This window comes from Bacteroidota bacterium (genome assembly GCA_038746285.1).
Taxonomy (GTDB): domain Bacteria; phylum Bacteroidota; class Rhodothermia; order Rhodothermales; family JANQRZ01; genus JANQRZ01.
The window spans coordinates 1-26,626 of record JBCDKT010000054.1 but is presented as its reverse complement, the minus strand read 5'-3'; the positions used below and the strand labels follow the sequence as shown (position 1 = coordinate 26,626).

The following is a 26,626-nucleotide window of genomic DNA, read 5'->3' as shown; positions in this document are numbered from 1 at the left end:
CGAGGAGATCTCGACCGACGACCCGGCCGTGGAGGACCTCGCCTTCCGCACGGCGACGGAGTTCATCGACCTGCCGGCCGAGCAGGAGCTGACGATCACCGTCGCCCCGGGCGACTCGGAGAGCGCCGCCGACGGGCTGGCTTCGTTCCCGGCCACACTCGCCGCGGGCGGGACGTTCTCGATCATCGCGAATGGCGTGCTCGACCCGACGATGTTCGAGGCGAACCCGGACGGCGAGGACATCGGCTTCACGCTGCTGATTGACGACGACGCGCAGGAAGCGTCGACAGCCGACGATGAGGTTCAGTTCAGCGTCGTGCACGGCTCGACGGACGCGCCGACGGTGGACGTGGTGGCCCGCGACGTGGGCACGCTCGTCGATGATGCATCCTACAGTGACATCACGGACTTCATCGGCGTCCCGGCAGCGGAGTACATCCTCGACGTGACGACGGCTGACGGCTCGACCGTGGTGGCCTCGTTCGTTGCAGACCTGAGCGAAGCGGAGGGCGGTGCGCTGACGGTGCTGGCCTCGGGCTTCCTGTCGCCGGAGAACGACCAGGACGGCGAGGCCTTCGGGCTGCTGGCGGTCTTCCCCGACGGCTCGGCCTCGCTCCTGCCTCCGTTCGTGGTCTCGAACGAGGACGGGGCTAGCGTCCCGGCCGAGTTCAAGCTCGACGGCACCTACCCGAACCCGCTCAGCACCACGGCCACGGTCCAGTTTGACCTGGCTGAGGACGCACTCGTGCAGGTCAGCGTGTTCGACGTGCTCGGCCGGCGCGTGCTGACGACCCCGCAAGCGTCGCTCGCGGCGGGCGCGTCGCGCAGCGTCATGCTCGACGCGTCGGTGCTGCCCTCCGGGGCCTACATCTACCGCCTCACGGCGGAGACGCCCACGGAGTCGATCTCGGAGAGCGGTCGCCTGACGGTGGTCCGCTAGCACGGAACATGGTGAAGGACGCGAAGGGGCAGGGGGGCGACCTCCTGCCCCTTCGTTTTTGGGGCTCAGCCCGGAGCGATGGTGCATGCTGCCTCGCGTTCTACCCCGGCAGCAGTAGGGGCATAGTGTTGCTACGCCTCCACAACAGCGGCAGTGTGCTGCGAACCCGGAGAAGCAGTATGGATCAGCCGGCGACAGGTTTGCCGAAGAGGTCGGCCCGCATCTCGTGCGAGAGGGAGCGCACGACCGCTTCGAGCGAGCCGGTCTGCTCGTGGACGCGCCGCTGCCGCTCGTAGGATGCGCCCTCGCCCAGCAGGGGCTGGAGGGCGCCGAGTTCGCCGAGGCAGCCGAGCTCCTCGGCGTAGGGCGAGACCTTCTCGATCAGGCTGTTGATCTCGTCGCGCAGCGGGGCGTGGCCCCCCCGGTTGTCCGTGATGATGTCGGCGTCGAGGCCGTTGCGGACAGCGCGCCACTTGTTCTCGCGGACGATCCAGGCGCGCAGGATGTTGACGTAGTTGCCGTTGTCGTATGCGTCGCCGAGCGAGACGACGAGGCTCTGGATGAGCGCCGTCAGCGCGCAGACCTCGGTCAGCGTCGAGGGCACGTCGCAGACGCGGATCTCGATCGTCCCGAAGTCTGGGTGGGGGCGGATGTCCCACCAGATCTCGCGGATCGTCTTGATGGCGCGCGCCCGGATGAGCGTGTTCATGAACGCCTGGAACTCGCCGTAGTTGGCGAGGCGGAACGGCAGCCCGGCCGTCGGCATCCCCTCGAAGATCTTGGAGCGCGCGCTGGCGAGGCCGGTGTCCTCGAAGTCCGTGAACGGCGACGAGGCCGAGACGGCGAGCATGTGGGGGATGTAGGTCGTCAGCGCGTTCGAGAGCGCGATTGCCTTCTCGCCGGAGGAGACGCCGACGTGGACGTGGAGCCCGTAGATCAGCAGCCGCCGGGCGGGCCACTGGATCTTGTCGACCAGCATCTGGTAGCGGTCGTTCGGGAAGATCTTCTGATCGCGCCACTGCGCGAAGGGGTGCGTCGCGGCGAGCGCGAAGGCGAGCCCCACGTCGTCGCCGATCTGGTAGACCTCTTCGAGGGTCCCGGCCAGGTCGGCCCGCGCCTCGGCCACAGTGTCGCAGATGCCGGTGATGACTTCGACGGTGGACTGGGTCAGCTCCTGCTTGATCTTCGGGTGATCGGTGCCCACGCGCTCCAGGATGTCGAGCGAGCCGGCGGTCAGGTTCATCGTCTCCGGGTCCAGAATCTGGACCTCGAGCTCGACCCCGATGGTCGGGCGCGGCGAGGAAGTGAACGGGATGCGCGTGCGGGATTCGGAGGCGGTCAGCGACATGAGCGGGAGCGGCGGATGGATGGGAACGCTGGGCCATAAGAAAACGGATAGCGAGCTAGCGCGCAACTCTAATTCTTCCCGAGCCCTGGCATAGGGTGTCGAGACAGGGGAGGGGAAGACGGAAAAGGGTGAAACAGAAGACGGGGAACGACGTGCGTAGGGCAGCTGGCGATGCTGCGTCATAGCTGCCCGGCCCGCTGTCCGCCCGTCCACGGTTCGCCCGTTTCACCGTCCATCGCTCCGCCATGCGCATTGCCGTCATCGGAGGCCTCGCCGCTGGGCCTGCCGCCGCCGCATAAGCCGCGCGCGCCAACCCCGGTGCCGAGGTCGTGCTCTTCGAGCAGACCAATCACATCTCCGTCGGGGCGTGCGAGATGCCGTACTACATCGGCGGGCAGATCGAGGACGCGTCGGCGCTGGAGGTGCTGACGCCCTCGGCCTTCGAGCGAACGCGTGGGGCGACGGTCAAGACCCGGCACCGCGTCACCCACCTCCGGCCACGCGAGCGCTCGCTCACGGTCGAAGCGCTGGACTTCGGGAGCGTACACGAGGAGCCCTTCGACCGGTTCATCCTCGCCGTCGGGGCGCAGGCTCGGCGCCTCGGGATCGACGGCGAGGACGCGCCGAACGTCTTCGCGCTGCGGGCGCTCGGCGACGCCTTCGCCATCAAGGCCTATCTCGAAGCCGAACCGGTGCGCCACGCGGCCATCGTCGGCGGCGGCTACATCGGGCTGGAGGTGGCCGACGAGCTGCGGACCCGCGGCGTCCGGGTCACGATCCTCGACGAGGCGGGGCGCGTCCTGCCGAAGACACTCTCCGACGACCTCGTCGGTCCGCTCAGCAGGGCTGTCCGCGCCGCCGGCGTCGTCGTGCGCGGCGAGGTGCCGACGCGCTTCGAGACCGGGCGCTCGGGCCGGGTCCGCGCTGTCCGCACCGACAAGGGCGAGCTCATCGGCTGCGACCTCGTGCTCGTCGCGGTCGGCATCGAGCCCCGGACGTCGCTCGCCGAAGCAGCGGGCGTCCAGCTCGGCGAGACCGGCGCGCTCGCGGTCGACGACGGGATGCAGACGAGTGTCGCGCGCGTCTGGGCCTGCGGCGACTGCATCGAGGTGCCCCGCGTGCTCGACGGCCGGCCGGTCTACTTCCCGCTCGCGCCGGTCGCTCGGCAGTCGGCCCGCGTGGCAGCGCGCAATGCAGCGCGGCAGGGGCGAGGCGGGCGCAGAACGCTCGCCCCGGTCACGCAAGCCCTCGCCGTGTGCGCCTTCGGCGTGGAAGTCGCCCGCACGGGCGTTTCGCTCAGCGAAGCCCGCGACGCAGGGATCGACGCCGTGGCGTCCTCGGTGAAGCACTGGTCGCGGGTGGAAGTCTACCCGAACGCGAAGCCGCTCTGGGTTCGCCTCGTCGTCGAGCGCGGCTCGGGGCGGCTGCTCGGCGGCGAGTGTGTGGGGCAGGAGGGGGCGGCCCTGCGGGTCAACACGCTCGTCCCGCTCGTCCGCGAGGGCTACACCGCGGAGCGCATCCGCGACGAGATCGACTTAATCTACACGCCGCCGCTTGCGCCCGCCGTGGATCCCCTGCTCATCGCGGCCTCGGAAGCAGCGAAAGCTGCGCGTGCCTGAGCTTACGGGGGCCGCCCCAAGAGACGATACGTCGGGCATGGCTCAGACGCCCCCTTCGTACCACCCGTTGGCCGGGCTGCTGAGCCTCGGCTGTGGCCTCTTCCTTCTCCTCGTAGCCACAGGAGCCCTCGCAGCGGAGCCGGAGGCGTTCCAGGCACCGCGATGGGTGCTTGGGCTCTGCGGTGTGGTCTTCGCCGCGTGCGGCGGGGCGCTGATCGGGCCGCGCTGGCCGGTCGTGCGCGTGCTCAGCCTGAGCGCGCTCCTGCTCGCCCTCGCCGGAGTGGCCGCCTGGGCAGCTCTGCTCGCCCCTGCGGAGGGGTGGACGGGAGGCTTCCCGTTCGTGCCGCCCTGGGTCAACGTTGCGGTTGCGCGCGGGCTGGCCGGGTTTGGGTCGCTGCTGAGTCTCTGGATGCTGGTCTACGGCTGGAGGACGGGCTTCCGCTCTCGAAACTTCTAGCTCGCGCGGTCGCTGAGGTCGGGGGCACCATCTTGTTCGGCACGGTCGGACGCATTCTTTCCGCAGGTATCGCAAAGAGGCGCGGGGGGAGCGGGGAAAACAGCGAAGCCTCGAAGACCCATGCGCTCTGCGCCCATCTGTAGGGGCGAGGCGTGCCTCGCCCGAGGGCTGACTCGCCACTGTCGCGCTCCGGGCGAACCTGCCTTGTCCTCCCGATCCAGCCGTTCTTCCCGCTTCTCCCATTCCTACCAAGCCAGCGCGTATCCTCCCGCCTCGGTTCCAAAAACCAGCTTGCCTCCGTGTCGAAGCCGCCTGCCTCTGCTCGCGCCCGTGCCCTCGCCCGCCTCGCGCGGATTGAGGAGGGCGGGGCCTACGCCGATGCCTTCGGCGGAAATGCGACGCTGAGCGACGAGGAGGCGCGCGCGGAGCGCCAGGCTGTCGAGTACGTCGCGGGCGTGACGCGGCGGCGGCGGTGGCTGGACTACCTCCTCGCGCAGTTCTACCGGGGCGACCTCGGCGCGATGGAGCCCGTGCTCCGGCAGATCCTCCGCATCGGCCTGTACGATCTGCTCTTCCTCGACACCCCGCCACACGCCGCCGTCCACGAGGCGGTGGAGCTGGCCAAGCGCGAGGTCCGGCCGAAGGCGGGGGGGCTCGTCAACGCCGTGCTTCGCGCTGCTCTCCGTGCGCGCGACCGGCTGCCGATGCCGGACACGGGCCGCCCGGCGCGCGACCTCGCCATTCGCCACTCGCACCCGACCTGGATGGTCCGGCGCTGGCTGGAGCGCTACGGCGACGCGGAGACCGAGGCGCTCCTTGCGCAGAACAACGCCCGCCCGCGCTACGCGCTCCGGGTGAACACGCGGCGTACGGACGTGGACCAGATCCGGGAGCGGCTCAGCGCCCTCGGCGTAGACGCCTCGCCCTCGCGCTACCTGGACGATTTCGTAACCGTAGACCGGCTGCAACCGGTCCTCCGCGCCGGGCTGTTCACCGGTGGCACCGTGGCGGTGCAGGACGAGGCCGCAGCGCTTGTCGTCCGCGTGCTCGATCCGCAGCCGGGCGATACAGTCCTAGACCTCGCCGCCGCCCCGGGCGGCAAGGCGCTCTACGCGGCCCTCCGCATGAGCGACGCCGGGCGCGTTCGGGCCTTCGACCTCCACGCGGGCAAAGCGAACCGTATCCGCACGGCCGCGTCGGCGCACGGGCTGACCTCGGTCGAGGTCGAGGCCGCCGACCTGCGCGACCTCGCAGCTCGCTCCGGCGCACCTGCGGGCGACCGCGTGCTGCTTGACGCGCCGTGCTCCGGGCTGGGCGTGCTCGCCAAGCGCGCCGACCTCCGCTGGCGGCGTGCGCCGGACGCCCTCGCCGACCTCGCCGCGTTGCAGGACGAACTCCTGGACGCCGCGGCTGCACTCGTCCGGCCCGGGGGGCTGCTGGTCTACAGCACCTGCACCACCGAGCCGGAGGAGAACGAGGACCGCGTCGCTGCTTTTCTCGCCCGGCACCCCGGCTTCGCACTGGAGCGCGCCGACGGGCTGGTACCGCGCGCGTTCGTCACCGAGGCCGGCACCTACGCTGCGCTGCCGCAGCGCCACGGCACCGACGGGGCCTTTGCCGCCCGGCTGCGGCGCACTGCGGGCTAGGCCTTCTGCGCGTCCGTGTAACCGAAGCGCCAGGCGGCGTGCTCGCCGGAGTTCTGAGGGTACGGATTCGCCGAGAGCGGGGCACCGCTGTGGAAGGCAGCCGCGCCTTCGGCATAGGCGTCGGGGTAGGCTTGGCGGGCACGGTCGCGCTCGCGGGAGTCGTGGCCGCGCGCGGCGGGGGTGTCGGGGGAGAGGGCCATGGTAGGTAGGGTCTGGTGTGAGGAGAGAGGATTCGGTAGGGGAACGCAGAAGCGCGCGGCGTGGGGTCACAGGCCCCCGGTTAGGGGTAGGAGTGAAATAGTTGAGGCCGCGAGACGTTGAGGAGAGGAGCCGCACAAAGGGCTTGCCCTCCGGCCTCGTTTTTGCCATCTTACGGGGCCCCGTTCGCACCACAGGCCCCCGTTCGCAACCGACCCCGCTTGATGCCTGCTCTTCGCTCGCTCGTTCTCCTCGCGTTCACCCTCCTCCTCGCTGCCTCGCCTGCCGAGGCGCAGCGCGTGGCGAAGTACGGTGCCGACTTCCTCGCCGGTGGTGTAGGCGGCCGGGCGCTCGGCATGGGCGGGGCCTACGTGGCGCTCGCGGGCGACGTGTCGGCGGGCTACTGGAATCCGGCCGGCCTGAGCCAGACCGTCTACCCCGAGATCGCCTACATGCACGCCGAGCGCTTCGCCGGGATCGTGCAGTTCGACTACGGGGCCGGCAGCTTCCCGATCAACCCGCGCTCGACGGTCGGCATCTCGTTCTTCCGCTCCGGCGTCGACGACATCGCCAACACGCTCAACGCCTGGGACGCGCAGAACGACCGGCCCGTGCCGGACTCGATCAGCTTCTTCTCCGCGGCCGACTACGCCTTCTTCGTCTCCTACGCCCGGCAGATGCGCTCCAACCTCTCGGTCGGCCTCACGGCGAAGGTCGTCCGCCGCGGCATCGGCGACTTCGCCAGCGCGTGGGGCTACTCGCTCGACCTCGGCGCGCAGTACCGGGTCGGGCGGTTCCAGTTCGGGGTCAACATCCAGGACGTGACCGGGATGCTGCAGTCGTGGAGCGTGGACAGCGGGGAACTGGCCGCCATCAGCGAGGTCTTCGGGCAGGACGCGCCCGTCGGCGGCTCCGAGATTGTCCTCCCGGTGGCGCGCTTCGGGACGGGCGTCGCGCTGCCGCTGACGCGGGACCTCGGTTTCACGGCCGGGCTAGACTTCGACTTCGCCTTCGACGGGCAGCGGACCTACGCCTTCAACGCGGGCGACGTGTCGTTCCACCCGCGCCTCGGGACCGAACTGACCTTCCGCAACATCGTCGCCCTGCGCGCCGGCATTTCCGACGTGACGAGCTCCGAGCGCTTCGGCACCGAAGTCACCCCGACCGTCGGCGCGGGCCTGAACGTCGGCGCGTTCGACGTGAACTACGGCTTCGGCGACTTCGGCGGCATCCGGCAGGAGCTGGGCTACTCGCACCGGGTCTCGCTCAAGCTCACCTTCGCCCAGGAGCGCTTCGCCCGGACGAACCGGTGAGGACGAGGTTGGGCGTGCGAGCGTATGGGAAGGTGGGGGATGCAACCGGCCAGCGTGCGTACCTTCTACCGTGACCTGTCCCCCTCACGCGCTCATCCCTTCACACCTTTACACTCGCACCCGATGGACGCCCAACTCGTAGAGCGTGTCACTGCGCTCGGAGGCTATCTTTGACGTCGCCCAGCGACGCGAGAAGCTAGAATCCCTCAAGGCCCGCCGCCTCGATCCCACGTTCTGGGACGACCCCCAGGCGGCGCAGCAGACCGAGCAAGACATCGCCGCTGAGAAGGAGTGGGTCGAGGCCTACGACCGCCTTGTGGCGATGCAGGAGGACATCGAGACCCTCGGCGAGATGCAGGCCGAGGAGCCGGACGCCGACCTCTCGGGCGAGATCGAGCGCGAGGAAGCGAAGCTCGCCCGGGCGCTCGACGCGCTCGAACTGCGCGGCATGCTCGCCGGGGCGGACGACCACCGCGACGCGATCCTCACGATCCACCCCGGCGCGGGCGGGACCGAGGCCCAGGACTGGGGCGAGATGCTCCTCCGCATGTACACCCGCTGGGCCGAGCGCGAAGGCTATAAGCCGGAGATGGTCGAGTACCAGCCCGGCGAAGGGGCCGGCATCAAGAGCGCCTCGCTCCGCGTCGCGGGCCGCTTCGCTTACGGCTACCTCAAGGCTGAAAACGGCGTCCACCGCCTCGTCCGCATCTCGCCGTTCGACTCCTCCGGCCGGCGCCACACCTCGTTCACGAGCGTCTTCGTCTACCCCGAAATCGACGACTCGATCGAGGTCGAGGTCAAGCCCGACGAGCTGGAGCTGCAGACCTTCCGCTCCGGCGGCAAGGGCGGGCAGAACGTCAACAAGGTCGAGACCGGCGCGCGCTACATCTGGACCGGTCAGCTCTCGAACGGCGAGGACGCCCGCGTCGTCGCCGAGAGCACCGAGCAGCGGAGCCAGCTCCAGAACCGTGACCGGGCGCTGCAAATGGTCAAGAGCCGCATCTACCAACTGGAGCGCGAGATCCAGGAGGCGGCGAAGAACGCGCAAGAAGCGGGCAAGAAAAAGATCGAGTGGGGGAGCCAAATCCGCTCCTACGTCTTCCAGCCCTACACGATGGTCAACGACCACCGCACCGAAATCAAGATTACCGACGTGCAGGGCGTCATGGACGGCGAGCTCGAACCGTTCATCAAGGCCTATCTTCTCCAGGAAGGACTCGGCCAGGAGTAGGAAAGATGACGCACCCAGCGCTCACCCTCGCAGCCCTGCTCCTCGCCGGATGCTCGCTCTTTGGCGATGACTGCGACGACCTCACCGACCAGCTCGACCGGCTGGATGCCCGACTCGAGGCCGAGATCGGCGAAGCTCAAGCGTCGAGCGAGGCGGCGTGCCGGGCGGTGCCTGTCGGCGACAAGGCATGCGGGGGTCCTGAAGAGTACCTCGTCTATTCGATAGAGATGTCCGACCCAGAGCGTGTCGAGGGCCTCGCAGCAGAGCACCGCCGAGTGGGCGATGCGCGCAACCAAGCGTGCGAACTCGCCTCTGACTGCGGCTTCGTGACCGAACCCGATGTGGCGCTCGTGGGCGGCCGCTGCGTCGCCGCGCCGTTTTAAGCCTGAGACCGATGGAAAAGTACGCTGGCGTGCTAAAACTCCGCAGTCGGTGGCATGCGTGCTCCGCCGTGCTGCTCGTACTGTGCGGTCTCGCTGCGGGCGAGGCCGTCGCGCAGCCGGACCCCCCGACGGCCGGAGACGAGGGGCTGCTCTGCGACGAGGCGCACTACAAAGAGACACTGCGTGACCTTCGCGCCGAGATCGAGCAGCAGATTCCCGACCCGCGTGCGGGCAGGGTCGAGTGGTGCCGCATCCTCGGCCTCGGCGACGGGCGCATCGTGTACTCGACGTGGCAGACGGACGAATGGCACGTCGAGGAACTCGCGGCGGTATACAGAGAGATCCTCGCCGAGTACCGGGATGCCTGCATCCCGCCGAGGCCGCGCACGCGGCCGATCCCCCCGCCACCTCTGCTCGAACTCATCAACGGACGCTGCGTGATTACGAGAAACTGATGACCGAACGCTACGACTTCCTCGTGATAGGCAGCGGCGTGGCCGGCCTGTCGTTCGCCCTCCGCGCCGCCGCGCACGGCACCGTCGCCGTCGTCACCAAGAAGGAGTCGGCGGAGTCGAACACGAACTACGCCCAGGGCGGGATCGCGGCCGTGATGGACCCGGCGGACTCGGTCGAGGACCACGTCCAAGACACGCTCGTGGCGGGGGCTGGGCTGTGCGACGAGGACGTCGTGCGCCTCGTCGTCACCGAGGGCCCGGAGCGGGTCCGTGAGCTGATGCGCGTGGGGGCGGCCTTCGACCGGGCGGCCAGCGGCGACCTCCACCTCGGGCGCGAGGGCGGGCACTCGGCCCACCGCATCGTCCACGCCGCCGACATGACCGGGCGCGAGGTCGAGCGCGCGCTCTTGGCCCGCGTCCGCGAGCACGCGGGCATCGACCTCCTGGAGTACCACTTCGCCGTCGACCTTCTCACCGAGCACCACCTCGGGCAGCGCGTCTCCGAGGTCTGGCCGGACCTCCACTGCTTCGGAGCCTATGTGCTCAACGAGGAGACCGGTGAGGTGCGGACGCTGCTCGCGAAGGCGACGCTGCTCGCCGCCGGCGGGGCCGGCCAGGCCTACCTCCACACGACGAACCCGGCGGTCGCCACCGGCGACGGCGTGGCGATGGCCTACCGGGCGAAAGCGCGGATCGCCAACATGGAGTTCATCCAGTTCCACCCGACGAGCCTCTTCGGCTCCGGCGAGCAGTTCGGAGGCCGGAGCTTTCTCATCACCGAGGCCGTGCGCGGCGACGGCGGCATCCTCCGCAACCAGGCCGGCGAGCGCTTCATGCCCGCCTACGACGACCGCGCCGAGCTCGCCCCGCGCGACGTCGTGGCCCGCGCCATCGACGACCAGCTCAAGAAGCGCGGCGAGGACTTCGTCTGGCTCGACATCTCGCACAAGCCGGCGGCCGACATCCTCGGCCACTTTCCCAACATCGCCGAGACCCTCCGCGAGCGGTTCGGGATCGACATGACCGCCGAGCCGATTCCCGTCGTCCCGGCGGCGCACTACCTCTGCGGCGGGGTCGTCGTGGACCAGCGGGCGCGGACCAGCATCGGCGGCCTCTTCGCCTGCGGCGAGGTGACGTGCTCGGGCCTCCACGGGGCCAACCGCCTCGCCTCGAACTCCCTCCTCGAAGCGCTCGTCTACGCCGAGCGCGCCCTCGAACCGGCCCTCGCCTACGCGGCCGAAGCGGCCTACGCCGACGTGCCGGAGTGGGACGAGAGCGGGACGGACGAGCCGAACGAGTGGGTGCTCGTCGCGCAGAACCGGCGCGAGGTGCGCCAGGTGATGAGCGCCTACGTCGGGATCGTCCGCTCGAAGCTGCGCCTCTCGCGAGCGTGGCGGCGCGTCGGGATGCTCTACGAGGAGACCGAGGATTTCTACGAGCGCGCGACCGTCTCAAGTGGGCTGTGCGAGGTCCGCAACCTCGTCGCCGTCGCCCACCTCATCGTCCGCTCGGCGATGCAGCGGACCGAGAGCCGGGGCCTGCACTACATGGCCGACCACCCCGCGCGCGATGCCTCCGAGCGCCACGACACGGTCCTCGGCTACGCGTTCGAGCGGGAGGAGGTCGCAGGCTGACGAGCCTCGTTGAGCGCCCGGGCGAAGACTTCGGCAGGCTGCGCGCCCGAGAGGGCGAGGCGGCCGTCGAAGACGGTGAAGGGGACGCCCGTGATACCGGCCTGCTGCGCGGCGCGCTGGCTCTCGGCGACAGCATCGCGCCCGGCCTTCGACGCGAGGTAGGCAGCGGCCTCCTCGCCGTCGAGGTCTGCCCGCTCGGCGAGCGCGCGCAACGTGTCCGCGTCGTTCAGGTCCCGGCCCTCGGCGAAGTAGCCCTCGAACAGCGACAACGCCATCGCCCACTCCCGGTTGTGCTGGCGGGCGAAAAGAATGAGCCGGTGTGCGTCGGCCGTGTTCGCGGCCGTCGCGATGCCCTCGAAGTCGAACGTGACCCCGTCGTCCTCGGCGGCCCGCTCCAGGTGACGGAAACCGGCCTGCGCCTGCGCCCACGACCCGAACTTTTGCTCGGCGAAGGGCCTCCACGGCAGCCCGCTCGGCGGGAGCTGCAGCTGAAGCTGAAACGGCCGCCACCGGACGGTCGCGTCGAGGTCGGGGCGCTCGGCGAGGGTGGCGAAGAGGCGTCGCTCCCCGAGGTAGCACCATGGGCACGCGATGTCGGCAAATACGTCGATCGTCATGGCAAGCGAGAGGTTGTCTCTGGCGGGCTAGGGGTGCGCGTGGATACAACGCAGCACGCGTTCGGGTCCGCTCTCTGCTGGCGCACTGCATGGCTTCGCCTACCTTCACGCCGAACGCATCTGCGCGCCGAAACCTGGGCCCGGGGGCAGGGTTGACCTGGCCGGCTTCGCGTTTGGAGCCGCATGGGCCGCGCCCGTATATTCCAGCCGCCCCCCACACGGCCGTGTGCCCCCGCACGGCGTGGGAGCGGGGCGATCTCGCGCTGCGAGCAGAGGGGGCCGCGTGCCGCCATTTTCTGTTTACGAACCGTTCGTAGACGCCTGTTCGGACGCCCGGTACTTCTGCGCCTGGCGTTGCAGAAACGGGCGTTTTCCGTATCCATGCCTCACAACCCACCGGTCCAACCCCACGTTGCCGCCGCGCAGGCCGAGAACGCCGATCTGCGCTCGCGCCTGCGCGCCCTCGCCGACGAGATCGCCGAGGACGCGGGGTTCTACGTGGTTGAGGTCCAGGTGCGCGGCCAGAAAGGCTCGCGCATCATCGAAGTGTTCGTCGACGGCGACGCCGGGATCGGCACCGACGACCTCGCGCGCGTCTCACGGAGCCTTGCGTTCCTGCTCGACACCGAGGACCTGGTCCGCGGCAAGTACCACCTCAACGTCTCCTCGCCCGGTGCCGACAGCCCCCTCCGCCTGCTGCGCCAGTACCCGCAGCACTATGGTCGCACGCTCGCCGTCCGCTACGCGGTTGATGGGGAAGAGGCTAATGCTCTCGGTGCCCTCGTCGGCGTCGGGCCGCAGTCCATCACCATCGAAGCAGGAGATGGCAGCAGCACAGAAATCCCATTTGCCGACGTGACCGACGCCCGCGTACAACTTCCCTGGTAGACCCTCCGCGCCCGACCCCCGACTTTTGACTCCCGACCGTCATGCAAAGCACCGAACTTGTTTCTGCCTTCGCCGAGATCGCGCGCGAGAAGGACGTAGACCGCGACACGCTGCAGCTCATCCTGGAGGACGTGTTCCGCTCGATGATCCGCAAGCGCTACGGGGCCGACGACAGCTTTGAGATCATCTTCAACCCCGACAACGGCGACATCCAGATCATCCACATCCAGGAGGTCGTCCAGGACATGGACGTCGAGGACCCGGTCACGCAGATCGAACTCTCCGACGCCCTCGCCATCGAGGACGACTACGAGGTCGAGGACGAGGTCGCCTCGACGATCCAGATCGAGGACTTCGGGCGGCGGACGATCCAGATGGCGCTCCAGACCTTCCGCCAGCGCATCCGCGACATCGAGAAGGACAACATCTACAAGGAGTACTCGGAGCTCGTCGGCGAGATCGTCGTCGGCGAGGTCTACCAGATGCGCCGCCGCGAGGTGCTCGTGCTCCACAACAAGACCGAACTCCTACTCCCGCGCGAGGGGCAGATCTACAAGGACCGCTACCGCAAGGGCGACATGCTCCGCGCTGTCGTCCACGAGGTCGAGCGCGAGACGGGCAACGCGCCCCAGGTCAAGATCAGCCGGACCGCGCCCGTCTTCATCGAGCGCCTGTTCGAGCTCGAGGTCCCCGAGATCTACGACGGCATCGTCGAGATCAAGCGCGTTGAGCGCGAGCCGGGCGACCGGGCGAAGGTCGCCGTCGTCAGCTACGACGACCGCGTGGACCCCGTCGGGGCCTGCGTCGGCGTCAAGGGCAGCCGCATCCACGCCGTCGTGCGCGAGCTCTCGAACGAGAACATCGACGTGATCCCGTGGACCGAGGACAAGATCGAGTTCGCCAAGCGCTCGCTCGCCCCGGCCAAGCCGGTCGCGGTCGAGTTCAACGACGAGCTCGACCCGCCGCGCGCCCGCGTGACGGTGCCCTCCGAGGAGGTCTCGCTCGCCATCGGCCGCGGCGGCCAGAACATCCGCCTCGCCAGCCGCATCACCGGCTACGAGATCGACGTGTACCGCGACATCGCCGAGGACGAGGAGGACGTCGAGATCGAAGAGTTCCGCGACGTGCTGCCGCCCGACGTGATCGAGCAGCTCAAGAACATCGGCTGCGACACGGCCAAGGCCGTCCTCGAACTCTCGGCCCCCGAACTCGCCCGGCGCTCCGGCCTCACCGAGGAGCAGACCGAGAAGATCCTCCTGCTGATGAACGCCGAGTTCGCCGACGAGGAGGCCGACGAGCCGCCCTCCGAGACCGAGGTTGCGGCCGAGGTCACGGCGGAGGAGCCGAACGCCGCGGGCGAACCCGCCAGCGCGGCCGAGACCGCAGCGGAGGAACCAGCCGCCGAAGCCGGGACCGAGACCGACGAGGCAGCCGACGAAACCGAGGCTCCGACCGGCGAAGCGCCGCCGGCCGACGCGGACGCCGACCTCGTCGAGGCCGGGGCCTCGGAAGAGGCCGAAGCCGAGCGAACGGAGTAGCCGCATGCCGTATTTTATCAACCGACGACCTGAGCCGGGGAACCTGCACGCCCCCGCGTTGATCTAGCTAGCCTACCCGCGGTCCCGCCACCGCCCCCGAACCTCCCTGTATGCCGACTGACTCCCCCACAAAGAAGCCCGTTCGCCTGTTCAAGGCGCTCCGCGAGTTCAACGTGTCCGCCGACACGCTCGTGGAGACGCTGCAGGAGAGCGGCTTCGAGATGGATGCGAAGCTCGAGCAAGGCGACATCAACGCCAAGCTCCCGCCGGAGATGTACGACGCCCTCAAGGCCGTATTCGCTGAGGACATGGACGCCCGGGCCCGCGTCTCGGCGCTCCGCTCGCGCCGCGAGGCCGAGGAGGAGACGGCAGCCGACGAGCCCATCGCCTCCGGCGACTCCGCCCCGACCGACGAGGTGCCCGAGGTGGAAGCCGTCGCCGAGCCGGAAGTCGCCGAGCCCGAGCCGGAAGCAGCCGAGCCCGAAGAAGCACCGGAGCCCGAAGCGGAACCGGTCGCCGAAGAGCCTGTCGCCGAGGCCGAGCCGGTCATCGAGCTTGAGGCCGCTGAGGAACCCGTCGCCGAGGCCGAGCCGGTCGTCGAAGCCGAGTCTGAGCCGGAAGCGGCCGAGGCCGGGCCCGTCGCCGAGGCTGCGGAGCCCGAGCCGGCCGACGCCGAGCCGGTCGCCGAGGCCACGGCGGAGCCCGATGCGTCAGCCGAGGACGAAGACGGCGAAGACGAAGACACCATCCGGGGCGACCGCTACGAACTGAGCGGCACCAAAGTCGTCGGCAAGATCGACCTGTCGGGCCTCGAATCGGGCCGCCGCCGCAAGCGCAAGCGCAAGACGACGGAGGCCGTCAGCGACGCCGCCGCCGACGACGCCGGCGGCCGCAGCAAGCGCGGCAAGCGCAAGAAGAAGGGGAAGGTCGACAAGGCCGAGGCCGCCTCGACGGTGCAGGAGACGCTCCAGCAGCTCGCCCAGGGCTCCGGCCGCACCCGCCAGAAGCGCCGCCGCGCCCGCCGCGAGGAGCGCGCCGAGATGCGCGAGCGCGAGATGGAGGAGCTGCGCGAGCAGGAGAGCCAGCTCCGCCTCCTCGAGTTCATCTCGACCGGCGAGCTGGCCGGCATGATGGACGTCCCCGTCACCGACGTCATCCAGACCGGGTTCAACCTCGGCATGATGGTCTCCATCAACCAGCGCCTCGACGCCGACGCCATCACCCTCATCGCCGACGAGTACGGCTTCGAGGTCGAGTTCGTCACTGAGGTCGGGCTTGACGACATCGAGATCGACGAGGACGACCCCGAAGACCTCGAAGGCCGCCCGCCCGTCGTGACCATCATGGGCCACGTCGACCACGGCAAGACTTCGCTCCTGGACTACATCCGCGAGGCGAGCGTCGCCTCGGGCGAGGCCGGCGGCATCACGCAGCACATCGGGGCCTACACCGTCGAGACCGACGACGGCCGCCCGCTGACCTTCCTCGACACCCCGGGCCACGAGGCATTCACCGCGATGCGCGCGCGTGGTGCCCAGGTCACCGACCTCGTCATCCTCGTCGTCGCCGCCGACGACCAGGTGATGCCGCAGACGAAGGAGGCCATCAACCACTCGAAGGCCGCCGGCGTCCCGATCGTGGTCGCCGTCAACAAGATGGACCGCGAGGAGGCCAACGCCGACCGGATCATGCAGCAGCTCGCCGAGGAGAACGTCCTCGTCGAGCAGTACGGCGGCGCGGTCCAGGCGGAGTTCGTCTCGGCCAAGACCGGCCTGGGCATCCCCGAACTCCTCGAAAAGGTCCTCATCGAGTCGGAGCTGATGGAGCTCCAGGCCAACCCGGACCGCTACGCCGTCGGCTCGGTCATCGAGAGCCGGCTCGACAAGGGGCGCGGCATCGTCGCCACGATCCTCGTCGAGACCGGGACGATGGAGGTCGGCGACGCGTTCGTGGCCGGGACCAACTCGGGCCGCGTTCGGGCGATGTTCAACGAGCGCGACGAGCGGGTCGACCAGGCCGGGCCGTCGGTGCCGGTGCAGATCCTCGGCTTCTCCAGCGCGCCCGACGTGGGCGACCGCTTCATCGTGATGGAGGACGAGCGCGAGGCGCGCGACATCGCCCAGAAGCGCCAGCAGATCCAGCGCGAGCAGAACATGCGCAAGCGCAAGCACGTCTCGCTCGACGACCTCAGCCGCCGCATGGCTCTCGGCGAGCTGAGTTACCTCAACCTCATCATCAAGGGCGACGTGGCCGGCTCGGTCGAGGCCATCTCGGACGCCCTCCTCAAGATCTCGAACGACGAGGTCGCCGTCAGCATCATCCACTCCGGCGTCGGGGCGATCACCGAGACCGACGTGATGCTTGCCGCGGCCTCGGACGCCATCATCTTCGGCTTCCAGGTCCGCCCGATGGCCGGCGTCCGCCAGACCGCCGAGCGCGAGGAGATCGACATCCGCCTCTACTCGGTCATCTACGACGCCATCGAGGACGTGCGCGATGCGCTCGAAGGCCTCCTCCAGCCCGAGGAGAAAGAGAAGACGCTCGGGATGCTCGAGGTCCGCGAGACGTTCAAGATCCCACGCGTCGGGACCGTCGCCGGCTGCTACGTGCTCGAAGGCAAGGTCAACCGCAACGACAAGGTCCGGCTCGTCCGCGAGGGCGTCGTGGTCTATGAGGGCGTGCTCTCGTCGCTCAAGCGCTTCAAGGACGACGCCCGCGAGGTCACCAGCGGCTACGAGTGCGGCCTCTCGATCCAGAACTTCAACGACATCAAGGTCGGCGACCAGATCGAGGCGTACGAGGTCTTCGAAGAGCAGCGCACCCTTCAAATCTAGCCATTGTCGAGCGTCAAGTGTCGAGTTGCGAGTGTGTCTCCCATTCGACACTCGACGCTCGTAACTCGACGTTCCCATGTCCATCCGCACCGAGCGGCTCAGCCGCATGGTCCAGCGCGAAGTCGCCGAACTCCTCGGGGGTGAGTTCCACGAAGCCTCCCAGGCGCTCGTCACCGTCACGAACGTTCGCGTGACCAACGACCTCGGCATCGCCTACGTCTACCTAAGCGTGCTCGGCGAGGAAGAGGGCCGCCGGCAGATCGCGTTCCGCCGCGTCGAGGACCTCGCGCCCCAGGTCCGGCACGCGCTCGCGCAGCGCATCCGCCACCAGGTCCGCAAGATCCCCGAGCTCCGGTTCTTCCTCGACGAGACGCAGCAGCCGGCCGCCCGGATGGAAGAGCTCTTCGACCGTATTCGCGCCGAGCGAGGCGAAGAAACAGCCGACGGGGCGGACACGCCGGACGCCGAGGGATGGGAGCGTGACGGCTGAGGCCAAGGTGGAGACGCCGCCCATCGTCACGACGGCAGACCCGCTGCCTGAGCCAGGAGACGCTGCGATTCTGCTTGTCGACAAGCCTAGCGGCATCTCGTCGTTTGGGGTGATCCGGCGGCTGCGTCCGCTGCTCGGGACCAAGAAGATCGGCCACGCAGGCACGCTCGACCCTGCCGCCACGGGCCTGCTGATTTGCCTCGTCGGGCGCGCCGCGACGCGCCTCCAGGACCACTTCATGGGCCTGCCCAAGACCTACACCGGCACAATTCGCCTCGGCCAGACCACCGAGACCTACGACGCCGAGGGCGAGGTCGCCGAGACCCGCGACGCGTCAGGTGTCACCGACGCCGACCTCGACGCGGCCCGGCAGGCATTTCTCGGCGAGACCAAGCAGCGCCCGCCGATGTACTCGGCAGTGAAGGTGGACGGGGAGCGGCTCTACAAAAAGGCGCGCCGCGGCCAAACCGTCGAGCGCGTCGCCCGACCGGTCACGGTCTACCGGTTCGACCTCACGGAGCGACAGGGGGATGACGTGAACTTCGTCGTCGAGTGCTCGAAGGGGACCTACGTCCGCACGCTCGCCCACGACCTCGGGCAGGTGCTCGGTGTCGGCGCGCACCTCGCGGCGCTGCGGCGGACAGCGATCGGCCCGTTCCGCGTGGACGAGGCGTGGACGCTCGACGCGATGCATGGGACCAGGCACCAAGCACCGTAGGGGTTTGATTAATCAAACCCCTACCGCGATTAAACTCGCCCCAATGAAACGACAGTTCGGCCTCGACGAGATCACCCGCGACGACCGCTCCGTGCTGACCGTCGGTACGTTCGACGGGGTCCACCGGGGGCACCAGGCGATCCTCGCCTACCTCCGCGAGCGCGCCGCGAAGGTGGACGGGCAGAGCGTCGTCGTCTCGTTCGACCCGCACCCGCGCGAGGTCGTCCTCGGCGAGCAGGTCCCGCTCCTGACCACGCTCGACGAGCGCGCCGACCTGCTCGAATCGTTCGGCATTGACCGGTTCGTCGTCCTCCCGTTCACGCGCGACCTCTCGAACCTCGAACCCGACCCCTACGTCGAGGACATCCTGATCGAGACCGTCGGGCTGCGCGAGGCCGTGATCGGGTACGACCACCGGTTCGGGCGCAACCGGGCCGGGAGCCGCGAGACGCTCGAAGCGCTCGGCGCGCGGCACGGCTTCAGCGTGGACGTGATCCCCGAGCAGCTCGTCCACGAGGCCACGGTCTCGTCGTCCCGCATCCGCAAGCTCCTCGCCGACGCCGGCGACGTGGCGACCGCCGCGGACCTCCTCGGGCGCCCGTACGCGCTCACCGGCACCGTCGTCCGCGGCCGGGCGCGGGGCCGGACGATCGGCTACCCGACGGCCAACCTTCGCGTCCGAGGCAAGCGTAAGCTCGTCCCCAAACTCGGCGTCTACGCCGTCCGCGTCGAGACCGGCGGCCAGACGTACGGCGGCATGATGAACGTCGGCCGCCGCCCGACCTTTGAAGCTGACGGGGCCGTCAGCGTCGAGGTCTACCTGTTCGACTTCGCGGGCGACCTCTACGGCGACACGCTCGATGTCACCTCCGCCGCCCGCATTCGCGACGAGGCGAAGTTCGACGGGCCGGAGTCGCTCGTCGCTCAGCTTCAGGAGGATGAGCAGCGCAGCCGCGCCATGTTAGGGTAGCGATGCAAACGGTACGCCGGTACACTCACCTTCCTAAACTCCCTCTATTTTCTGCTATGCGATCTTCTCTTATTTGCACTCTCAGTCTACTTCTTTACCTCGCCGCTACGCCGGTGCGTGCACAGGTTTGTAGCGGTAGCATCACACTCCGGTCTCAGGCAGAGGTCGATGAGTTCGCCTGTAGTGAGGTCACGGACGATCTTTCTATAACAGGAGACGATATCACCGATCTCACTCCGCTCTCTGAACTCACTTCTGTCGGTGGGATCCTCCTCATCACCAACAACGATAGGCTGGGGTCGTTGACAGGCTTAGAGGGTCTCACCTCCGTCGGACGTCTTAGCGTTTCCGACAACGACAGGCTGGGGTCGCTGGTGGGTTTAGAAGGCCTCACCTCCGTTGGTAGAAACCTCAGCATCTTCTTCAACGATACGCTGAAGTCACTGGCAGGTATAGAGGGCCTCGTTTCCGTCGGTAGAGATTTGGCCATTACCGATAACAAAATGCTGGGTTCGTTGGCAGGCCTAGAGGGTCTCACCTCCGTCGGAGGCCTTAGCATTTCTGACAACGATAGACTGGGGTCGCTGATGGGTTTAGAAGGCCTCACCTCCATCGGTGGAGACCTCAGCATCTTCTTCAACGATATGCTGGGGTCGTTGGCAGGCTTGGATAATATCATCTTCGTTGGTGGAGACCTCAATATCACCTTCAACGATAGGTTAGAGTCGCTAGTGGGCTTGGAGGATGTCGCTTCCGTCGGTGAAATCCTTCTCATCCGCGGCAACGCGATGCTGGGGTCATTAGCGAGCCTGGAGAGTCTCACTTCCCTCGGAGGTCTCGACGTTGACGACAACGACAGGCTGAAGTCGTTGACGGGCTTGGAGAGTCTCACCTCCGTCGGTGGAGACCTCGATATTAGCTCCAACGACATGCTGGGGTCATTAACAGGCTTGGAGAACATCGCCTCCGTCGGCAGAGCCCTCCGCATTCACAGCAATGTGGCGTTAGAGTCGTTGGCGAGTCTTGAGAGCATCACCTCTGTCGGAAGTCTCGATATCAACGACAACGACATGCTAGAATCGCTGGCAAGCTTAGAAAATATCGCCTCCGTCGGTGGATTCCTCGTTATCCGCGATAACGCGATGCTGAGGTCATTAGAGAGTCTGGAGAATGTTACCTCCGTCGGTGGAGACCTCCGCATCCGCCGCAATGCCATGCTAGAGTCACTGGCGGGTCTGAGGAATATCACCTCCGTCGGTTTTGACCTCGAGGTTAGTTTCAATGCGGCACTGGAGTCGTTGGCGGGCCTGGAGAATATCACCTCCGTCGGCATAGACCTCGACATCGTCGCCAACGAATCGCTGAGTATGTGTTCCTGCGGGCTTGCAGGCCTGATTTCCGGCGACCCACCCGAGTTCAGCGGTGTTGAACAAATCATTGATGTCTCTGAGAACGATCCCTCAGGGGTGTGCACCTCACCCGAAGTTGTGCTCACAAATCCATGCAAGGCAGTACCGAACGAGGAAGAGAGCACTGCGTCGGAAGATCTCAGCTGGGTAGCCTATCCCAATCCTACTTCGTCTTCGCTCACCGTCCGGTACACGGTGCCAGTGTCTTCGCGAGTGCGGGTAGCTGTATACGATGTGCTCGGACGTGAGGTGACGGTGCTCGTTGATGCAGTGCAGCCAGCGGGGCGGCACGAAACGCAGCTTGCTCAGGCTGAACTCGCGGCGGGCACATACGTCGTGCGGATGGGGGTGGGCGATGAGGTACTCACGCAGCGGGTGACGATGCTGCGGTAGAGCTGCGCCGGGCAACCTTCGGGCCTCGCAGCGAGTTGTAACGCGAAACCAATACTTCTGATGACGAAGCTGATCAAGATCATTGTAGAAAAGCACGCCGATGGGTATGTCGCGTACCCCATCAGACTCAAAGGCGTCGTCGTCGGGCAGGGCGACACGTACGAAGAGGCCCTCGCTGATGCGCGGAGCGCGGTTGCGTTCCACGTCGAGACGTTTGGACCGGAAGTGCTTGACGGCGGCGACGAGCCGGTGCTCGAAGTGTTCGTTGCCGAAGCCACCGTCGCAACCTGATGTCGGAGCGTTTTCCCCGCGACGCTCCGCTGCGGCGTGTGCTCGCGGCACTCGAAGCGCTAGGGTTCACCGTGGTGCGGGAGGGCAACCACATCTCGATGCTCCGGGAGGAGACCGATGAGACGCGGACGCCGCTGACGCTGCCGAACCACCGCACGATCAAGAGTTCGACGTTGCGGGCGATTCTGCGCCAGAGTGGAATCGCCCGCGACGAGTTCCTCGAAGCCTACCGGCGTGCCCGTCGACGCTAGCAGCAACTCTTGGCCTAGACTTCGTGAGAAGGAGCATGGCAGGCGCGTATTTTTCTCTGATAGCAAGCGCTCGGCTGCACCGAGCGTCCGCTCCTTTAGCATGGAATATCTAAAGAGGCACCCGGAGGAACCCTCTCGATGATCACCAAAGAACGCAAGCAGGAACTCATTTCCGAGCACGGCGCAAGCGACGCCGACACCGGCACCACCGAGGTCCAGATCGCCATCTTCACCCAGCGCATCAACGACCTCACCGGCCACCTCAAGACGCACAAGAAGGACCACGCCTCGCGGCGCGGCCTCCTGAAGCTCGTCGGCAAGCGCCGCCGGCTGCTCGACTACCTCGCCGACCGCGATATCGAGCGCTACCGCGCCGTGATCGCCAAGCTCGGCATCCGCAAGTAAACCCCCAGGCAGCGACACCCACGGCGGGAGTCGCTGCCGTCGTTTCTAAGGGGCGGCGGCCACTCGGGCCGGTCGCCCTTCATCCGCCAACCGGGCTGCGGCTCGGCACCTTTCGCTTCCTCGGTCCGCCGAGGACCGTCGGCAGTCAGTCTTCAGCAGTCCGTCCCCCACGCCCAACCGCTCCGGCGCGGACCCCTGAAAGCTGATTTTCGACGCCCTGGTTTTTACGGGGACGAGCGTGAGGCCGAGTCCGAGAGTACGGGCGGCACCGTAACCCCAACGCCATGAACGCCATTACCCAGACCGTCGACATCGGTCACGGCAAAACTATCACGCTTGAGACTGGCCGCCTCGCCAAGCAGGCGGGCGGCTCCGTCGTCGTCCGCCAGGGCGACACGATGGTGCTCTGCACCGCTGTCATCGACAAGAACGCCCGCGAGGGCCAGCACTTCTTCCCGCTCACCGTCGACTACCGCGAGCGCTTCTCGGCCGGCGGCAAGTTCCCCGGCGGCTTCCTCAAGCGCGAAGGCCGCCCCTCGGACAAGGAGACGCTCACCTCGCGCCTCATCGACCGTACGATCCGCCCGCTCTTCCCGGACGGCTTCCGCAACGAGGTCCAGGCCCTCTGCTTCGTCCTCTCGGCCGACCCCGAAGTCGACGCCGACGTGATCGCCGGCCTCGGCGCCTCGGCCGCGCTGAACCTCACCGGCGGCCCGTTCGACGGCCCGACGGCGCACGTCCGCGTCGGCCGCGTCGGCGGCGAGTGGATCATCAACCCGACGAAGGAGGAGCGCGAGCAGGGCGACTTCGACCTCGTGGTCGCGGGCAAGGAAGACGCCATCGTGATGGTCGAGGGCGAGATGGACGAGGCGAGCGAGGACGACATGCTCGCCGCGCTCGACTTCGGGCACGAGGTCATCAAGCGCCTCTGCCGCGCCCAGCACGACCTCCGCCGCGACTTCGAGCAGCAGCGCGAGGCGATCGAGGCGATGGAGTACGAGACCGTCATGGCCGACGACGAGCTCGTCGAGAAGGTGCGTGGGATCGCGTCGGAGCGGATCGAGGCCCACCTCCGCCAGCCCTACGACAAGAAGAGTCTCTACGGCGGCCTGAGCGAGATCAAGAAGGCCGTCGTCGCCGAAGTTCAGGACAGCGTCGTGGGCGACGCGCTCGGAGCGGTCGGCGTCGAGACCACGCCGGCGGTGTCCGACTCCGACATCAAGAACGCGTTTGCCACCGTCCAGAGCGACGTGATGCGCGACATGATCCTCAGCGAGGGCCGCCGCATCGACGGGCGCCGCCTCGACGAGGTCCGCGACATCTGGACCGAGATCGACTACCTCCCGCGCGTCCACGGCTCGGCCATCTTCACGCGCGGCGAGACCCAGGTGCTCGCCCAGATGACGCTCGGCTCCGGGCGCGACGTCCAGGGCGTGGACCAGCTCTTCGACCAGACCGACAAGCGGTTCTACCTCCACTACAACTTCCCGCCGTTCTCGGTCGGCGAGGCGCGCTTCCTCCGGGGGCCGGGCCGCCGCGAGATCGGGCACGGGATGCTCGCCGAGCGCGCGCTCGCGCCGATGCTCCCGAGCGAGGACGAGTTCCCCTACACGATCCGCCTGATCTGCGACGTGCTGGAGTCCAACGGCTCCTCGTCGATGGGCAGCGTCTGCTCCGGCTCGATGGCGCTCATGGCCGGCGGCGTGCCGATCAAGAAGCCGGTCGCGGGCATCGCGATGGGCATGATCAAGGCCGGCGACCGGATCGCGATCCTCTCCGACATCCTCGGGACCGAGGATCACCTCGGCGACATGGACTTCAAGCTGACCGGTACCCGCGACGGGATCACGGCCTGCCAGATGGACATCAAGATCGACGGCCTCGCCAAGGAGACGATGAAGCAGGCGCTCGACCAGGCCCGCGCCGGGCGGCTCCACATCCTCGACGAGATGGAGAAGACCATCGGCGAAGCCCGCGGCGAGATCGCAGCCTCCGCGCCGCGCCTCTTCCAGCTCGTGATCGACACCGACTTCATCGGGGCGCTCATCGGGCCGGGCGGCAAGAACATCAAGGCGCTCCAGGCCGACACCAACACGAAGGTGGACATCGACGAGCGCGACGGCAAGGGCTTCGTCACGATCGCCGCCGAGAACCAGGCCGACGCCGACGCCGCGATCGAGATCGTGCGCGGCATGGTGACCGTCCCCGAGGTCGGCGAGGAGTACGAGGGCACCGTGCGCAAGATGCTCGGCTTCGGCGCGATCCTCGAAGTGCTGCCGGGCAAGGAGGGGATGCTCCACGTCTCCGAGATGGCCCACGGCTACGTCGAGAACCCTGAGGACGTGATGCAGGTCGGCGACAAGGTCAAGGTCCAGCTCATCGAGGTCCGCGACGACGGCAAGCTGCGCTTCAGCCGCAAGCCGTTCCTGCCGGAGCCGACCGAGGAGGAGCGGGCCGCCATGCGCGAGCGCCGCGAGCGGAGCCGGAGCAACGGCGACCGGCGCGGCGGCAGCCGGGGCGGCGGCCGCGGCCGCGGCGGCAACCGGGGCGACCGACGGAACTAAGCACGTACGAACGGAAGACCGAACGAGCGGAAGCAGGGCAGGCCGATTCGTCGAGCCTGCCCTCTTCCGCTCTTACCTTCTTCCGCGCTTCCTTTCTTGTAGAGATGACTGATACAACCCCACGTTTCCAGAAGACCACGCTCGCGTCCGGCATCCGCGTCGTCAGCGAGCACATCCCCTCAGTGCGGTCCGTCGCCGTCGGCGCGTGGATCGCCGCCGGGAGCCGCGACGAGGTGCCGGAGGAGAACGGGATGGCGCACTTCATCGAGCACATGGTCTTCAAGGGGACGCGCCGCCGCCGCGCGCACCACATCGCGCAGCGGATGGAGTCCGTCGGCGGCTACCTCAACGCGTTCACCTCGAAGGAGTACACCTGCTACTACGCCCGCGGCCTCGACGAGCACCTCGACCGGGCGCTCGACGTGGTGCTCGACCTCGTCGTCAGCCCGACGCTGCCGGAGCGCGAGCTAGAGAAGGAGAAGGAGGTCGTCGTCGAGGAGATGAAGATGTACGAGGACGCGCCGGAGGACCACGTCTTCGACCACTACGAGGCGGCGATGTACCCGCACCACGCGCTCGGGCGGCCCGTCCTCGGCGTGCCCGAGACCGTGCGCTCGTTCACGCGCGACCGGCTCCTCGGCTACATCGACGCGAAGTACGCCCCGAACCGGCTCGTCGTCGCCGTCGCGGGCAACGTCGACCACGACAAGCTGGTGCGGCGCGTGGAGAAGCTGACGGCGGAGATCGAGCGCGCCCCGCAGCCGGTCGAGCGCTTGGCCGTCAACGGCTACGACGCGGTCGAACACGTCGAGCGGCGTCCGATCCAGCAAGCGCACCTCGTCATCGGCGCCCGCGCCCTCGGCCTCGACGACCCGCGCCGGACGGTGCTGACGACCCTCAACACCGTCCTCGGCGGGGGAATGAGCAGCCGGCTGAGCCAGAACATCCGCGAGAAGTACGGCTACTGCTACAACATCTACTCCTTCGCCAACATGATCTCCGACACGGGCGACTTCGGGGTGTACATGGGCACTGACGCCGGGAAGGTCGAGCGGTCGCGGAAGCTGATTGGGCGGGAGCTAGACAAGCTCGCCCAGCGGCCGGTCAGCCCGCGCGCGCTCGGCCAGGCCAAGAACCAGCTCAAAGGCTCGCTCATGCTAGGCCTGGAGAGCATGAGCAACCGCATGATGCGCCTCGGCCGGATCGAGCTCGCCTTCGAGCGCTACTTCACGCTCGACGAAGTCATCGCCTCGATCGACGCCGTCACCGCCGAGGAGATGCAGGCCCTCGCCGCCGAACTCTTCGCACCAGACCGATTGTCCACGGTAGCTATCTTACCCGAAGCATAGGCTATACTATCTGCTCAGTGAGCGCCTTTTTTCTCATCATTGCTGGCGTTGCGTGCCTATCTCTGAGCACGAAGATTCTCTGGACAGACCGTGCTGAGATAAAGCAGTGGTGGACGGCGCGTACGTCACGAGTTTCGGACGCGCGCGAATACCCACGCACATACCATTTTAGCGCGTGGGAGCAAAAGGATGATCATGAGCGATGGTGGGACACTCACATCTGGTTCGGGGCAGCAGGTATTGCTGTGATTGGTCTCATGGCACTTACCGCTGGACTGGTCATTCTCTGACATGTTTGTTTCCCACATCGAGCACGCCGAAGCGCGCCGTGACCATACCCTCACGCTCACCTTCGAGAACGGGGAGCGCCGAGTACTCGACTTCAAGCCGTATCTCGACACGCCAGTCTTCGCACCGCTCGCTGACTTCGCGTTGTTTCAGCAGGTGAAGGTCGTCTACGGCTCGCTGGAGTGGCCCGGCGAGCGCGACCTCGCCTACGACTCGCTCTACGCCGAATCTGTGCCGCTGGCCGAAGGCGTCCACGACTAGAGCCTGTTAGCAACTTGACCTCCTCAGACAGCGCAGAAACGCCGTTCTGATGTCACAAGCCCCGAAACCGAGTCATTCCCGACCCAGATCGGGAATCCATGCAGCGTCGGCACGCGGTGCCATCGTGGCGTGGATT

General features: G+C 67.7%; 25 protein-coding genes and 1 pseudogene. 23 read left to right on the top strand and 3 right to left on the bottom strand.

Translation table 11 applies throughout. The features are described 5' to 3' along the window. The coding region (locus tag AAGI91_14695; protein MEM1043862.1) for a DUF4397 domain-containing protein at positions 1 to 940 on the top strand (940 nt) is incomplete at its 5' end. A 184-nt stretch (positions 941 to 1,124) separates the two neighbouring features. On the opposite strand, the gene AAGI91_14690 is transcribed toward AAGI91_14695, so the two are convergent. Next, positions 1,125 to 2,288: a glutamate--cysteine ligase gene (locus AAGI91_14690; protein MEM1043861.1), complete on the bottom strand. Its 1,164-nt coding sequence runs from the start codon at positions 2,286 to 2,288 to the stop codon at positions 1,125 to 1,127. Positions 2,289 to 2,608: 320 nt separating this feature from the next. On the opposite strand from AAGI91_14690, the pseudogene AAGI91_14685 reads away from it, so the two are divergent. The 4 genes and pseudogenes from AAGI91_14685 (at position 2,609) to rsmB (ending at position 6,010) form a co-directional block, all read left to right on the top strand. Beyond that, positions 2,609 to 3,448 (top strand): annotated as a pseudogene (locus AAGI91_14685) (FAD-dependent oxidoreductase). Positions 3,449 to 3,466: 18 nt separating this feature from the next. Next, positions 3,467 to 3,907 carry a hypothetical protein gene (locus AAGI91_14680; GenBank protein MEM1043860.1) on the top strand — a complete coding sequence of 147 codons (441 nt, stop codon included), beginning with the start codon at positions 3,467 to 3,469 and terminating at the stop codon, positions 3,905 to 3,907. Between the two features lie 37 nt (positions 3,908 to 3,944). Further along, positions 3,945 to 4,364 (top strand): hypothetical protein, encoded by a 420-nt coding sequence (locus AAGI91_14675; GenBank protein ID MEM1043859.1) that lies wholly within the window; start codon positions 3,945 to 3,947, stop codon positions 4,362 to 4,364. Between the two features lie 299 nt (positions 4,365 to 4,663). Further along, positions 4,664 to 6,010, top strand: a complete 1,347-nt coding sequence (gene rsmB / locus AAGI91_14670) for a 16S rRNA (cytosine(967)-C(5))-methyltransferase RsmB (protein MEM1043858.1) — start codon at positions 4,664 to 4,666, stop codon at positions 6,008 to 6,010. Here rsmB and AAGI91_14665 read toward each other — a convergent pair. After that, positions 6,007 to 6,210 (bottom strand): hypothetical protein, encoded by a 204-nt coding sequence (locus tag AAGI91_14665; protein ID MEM1043857.1) that lies wholly within the window; start codon positions 6,208 to 6,210, stop codon positions 6,007 to 6,009. The two genes, rsmB and AAGI91_14665, sit on opposite strands and share 4 nt — an antisense overlap. Positions 6,211 to 6,432: 222 nt before the next feature. Between AAGI91_14665 and AAGI91_14660 the strand changes: the two genes are divergently transcribed. The 5 genes from AAGI91_14660 to nadB all read left to right on the top strand — a co-directional run bounded on the left by AAGI91_14660 (position 6,433) and on the right by nadB (position 11,224). Next, positions 6,433 to 7,521, top strand: a complete 1,089-nt coding sequence (locus tag AAGI91_14660) for a PorV/PorQ family protein (protein MEM1043856.1) — start codon at positions 6,433 to 6,435, stop codon at positions 7,519 to 7,521. Between the two features lie 123 nt (positions 7,522 to 7,644). Further along, a protein-coding gene (gene prfB, locus AAGI91_14655) for a peptide chain release factor 2 (GenBank protein ID MEM1043855.1) occupies positions 7,645 to 8,752 on the top strand; the annotation gives its coding sequence in 2 pieces (ribosomal slippage) (positions 7,645 to 7,692 and positions 7,694 to 8,752; 1,107 coding nt in all). A 5-nt stretch (positions 8,753 to 8,757) separates the two neighbouring features. Next, positions 8,758 to 9,135, top strand: a complete 378-nt coding sequence (locus AAGI91_14650; protein MEM1043854.1) for a hypothetical protein — start codon at positions 8,758 to 8,760, stop codon at positions 9,133 to 9,135. 68 nt (positions 9,136 to 9,203) lie between these two features. Then, on the top strand, positions 9,204 to 9,590 hold the full coding sequence (locus tag AAGI91_14645; protein MEM1043853.1) for a hypothetical protein: 387 nt from the start codon (positions 9,204 to 9,206) through the stop codon (positions 9,588 to 9,590). Next, positions 9,590 to 11,224, top strand: a complete 1,635-nt coding sequence (gene nadB / locus AAGI91_14640; protein ID MEM1043852.1) for an L-aspartate oxidase — start codon at positions 9,590 to 9,592, stop codon at positions 11,222 to 11,224. The genes AAGI91_14645 and nadB overlap by 1 nt, the downstream gene beginning before the upstream one ends. Here nadB and AAGI91_14635 read toward each other — a convergent pair. Beyond that, a complete protein-coding gene (locus AAGI91_14635) occupies positions 11,191 to 11,841 on the bottom strand; it encodes a DsbA family oxidoreductase (protein ID MEM1043851.1) in 651 nt (216 codons plus the stop codon). The two genes, nadB and AAGI91_14635, sit on opposite strands and share 34 nt — an antisense overlap. Positions 11,842 to 12,222: 381 nt before the next feature. Between AAGI91_14635 and AAGI91_14630 the strand changes: the two genes are divergently transcribed. From AAGI91_14630 to AAGI91_14570, 13 genes are all read left to right on the top strand, one after another. Next, the gene (locus AAGI91_14630; GenBank protein MEM1043850.1) at positions 12,223 to 12,729 is read left to right on the top strand and encodes a ribosome maturation factor RimP; all 507 of its coding nucleotides are present in this window, start codon (positions 12,223 to 12,225) and stop codon (positions 12,727 to 12,729) included. A 41-nt stretch (positions 12,730 to 12,770) separates the two neighbouring features. Next, a complete protein-coding gene (gene nusA, locus AAGI91_14625) occupies positions 12,771 to 14,267 on the top strand; it encodes a transcription termination factor NusA (GenBank protein ID MEM1043849.1) in 1,497 nt (498 codons plus the stop codon). A gap of 110 nt (positions 14,268 to 14,377) precedes the next feature. After that, complete coding sequence (gene infB, locus AAGI91_14620; protein ID MEM1043848.1) at positions 14,378 to 17,101, top strand: translation initiation factor IF-2; 2,724 nt, start codon at positions 14,378 to 14,380, stop codon at positions 17,099 to 17,101. Between the two features lie 76 nt (positions 17,102 to 17,177). Continuing rightward, positions 17,178 to 17,591, top strand: a complete 414-nt coding sequence (gene rbfA, locus AAGI91_14615) for a 30S ribosome-binding factor RbfA (GenBank protein ID MEM1043847.1) — start codon at positions 17,178 to 17,180, stop codon at positions 17,589 to 17,591. Then, positions 17,581 to 18,309 carry a tRNA pseudouridine(55) synthase TruB gene (gene truB, locus AAGI91_14610; protein ID MEM1043846.1) on the top strand — a complete coding sequence of 243 codons (729 nt, stop codon included), beginning with the start codon at positions 17,581 to 17,583 and terminating at the stop codon, positions 18,307 to 18,309. Before rbfA ends, truB begins: the two co-directional genes overlap by 11 nt. 43 nt (positions 18,310 to 18,352) lie before the next feature. After that, complete coding sequence (locus AAGI91_14605) at positions 18,353 to 19,279, top strand: bifunctional riboflavin kinase/FAD synthetase (GenBank protein ID MEM1043845.1); 927 nt, start codon at positions 18,353 to 18,355, stop codon at positions 19,277 to 19,279. Between the two features lie 56 nt (positions 19,280 to 19,335). Next, positions 19,336 to 21,081 (top strand): T9SS type A sorting domain-containing protein, encoded by a 1,746-nt coding sequence (locus tag AAGI91_14600; GenBank protein ID MEM1043844.1) that lies wholly within the window; start codon positions 19,336 to 19,338, stop codon positions 21,079 to 21,081. Between the two features lie 60 nt (positions 21,082 to 21,141). Beyond that, on the top strand, positions 21,142 to 21,372 hold the full coding sequence (locus tag AAGI91_14595; protein MEM1043843.1) for a type II toxin-antitoxin system HicB family antitoxin: 231 nt from the start codon (positions 21,142 to 21,144) through the stop codon (positions 21,370 to 21,372). Beyond that, positions 21,372 to 21,623, top strand: coding sequence for a type II toxin-antitoxin system HicA family toxin (locus tag AAGI91_14590; GenBank protein MEM1043842.1), 252 nt, complete (start codon positions 21,372 to 21,374; stop codon positions 21,621 to 21,623). The genes AAGI91_14595 and AAGI91_14590 overlap by 1 nt, the downstream gene beginning before the upstream one ends. 138 nt (positions 21,624 to 21,761) lie before the next feature. Then, positions 21,762 to 22,028, top strand: a complete 267-nt coding sequence (gene rpsO / locus AAGI91_14585; GenBank protein ID MEM1043841.1) for a 30S ribosomal protein S15 — start codon at positions 21,762 to 21,764, stop codon at positions 22,026 to 22,028. Positions 22,029 to 22,312: 284 nt separating this feature from the next. Beyond that, positions 22,313 to 24,592, top strand: a complete 2,280-nt coding sequence (locus AAGI91_14580; GenBank protein ID MEM1043840.1) for a polyribonucleotide nucleotidyltransferase — start codon at positions 22,313 to 22,315, stop codon at positions 24,590 to 24,592. Between the two features lie 104 nt (positions 24,593 to 24,696). Beyond that, the gene (locus tag AAGI91_14575; protein ID MEM1043839.1) at positions 24,697 to 25,941 is read left to right on the top strand and encodes a pitrilysin family protein; all 1,245 of its coding nucleotides are present in this window, start codon (positions 24,697 to 24,699) and stop codon (positions 25,939 to 25,941) included. Between the two features lie 291 nt (positions 25,942 to 26,232). Further along, positions 26,233 to 26,490: a DUF2442 domain-containing protein gene (locus AAGI91_14570; protein MEM1043838.1), complete on the top strand. Its 258-nt coding sequence runs from the start codon at positions 26,233 to 26,235 to the stop codon at positions 26,488 to 26,490. Positions 26,491 to 26,626 lie beyond the last annotated feature (136 nt).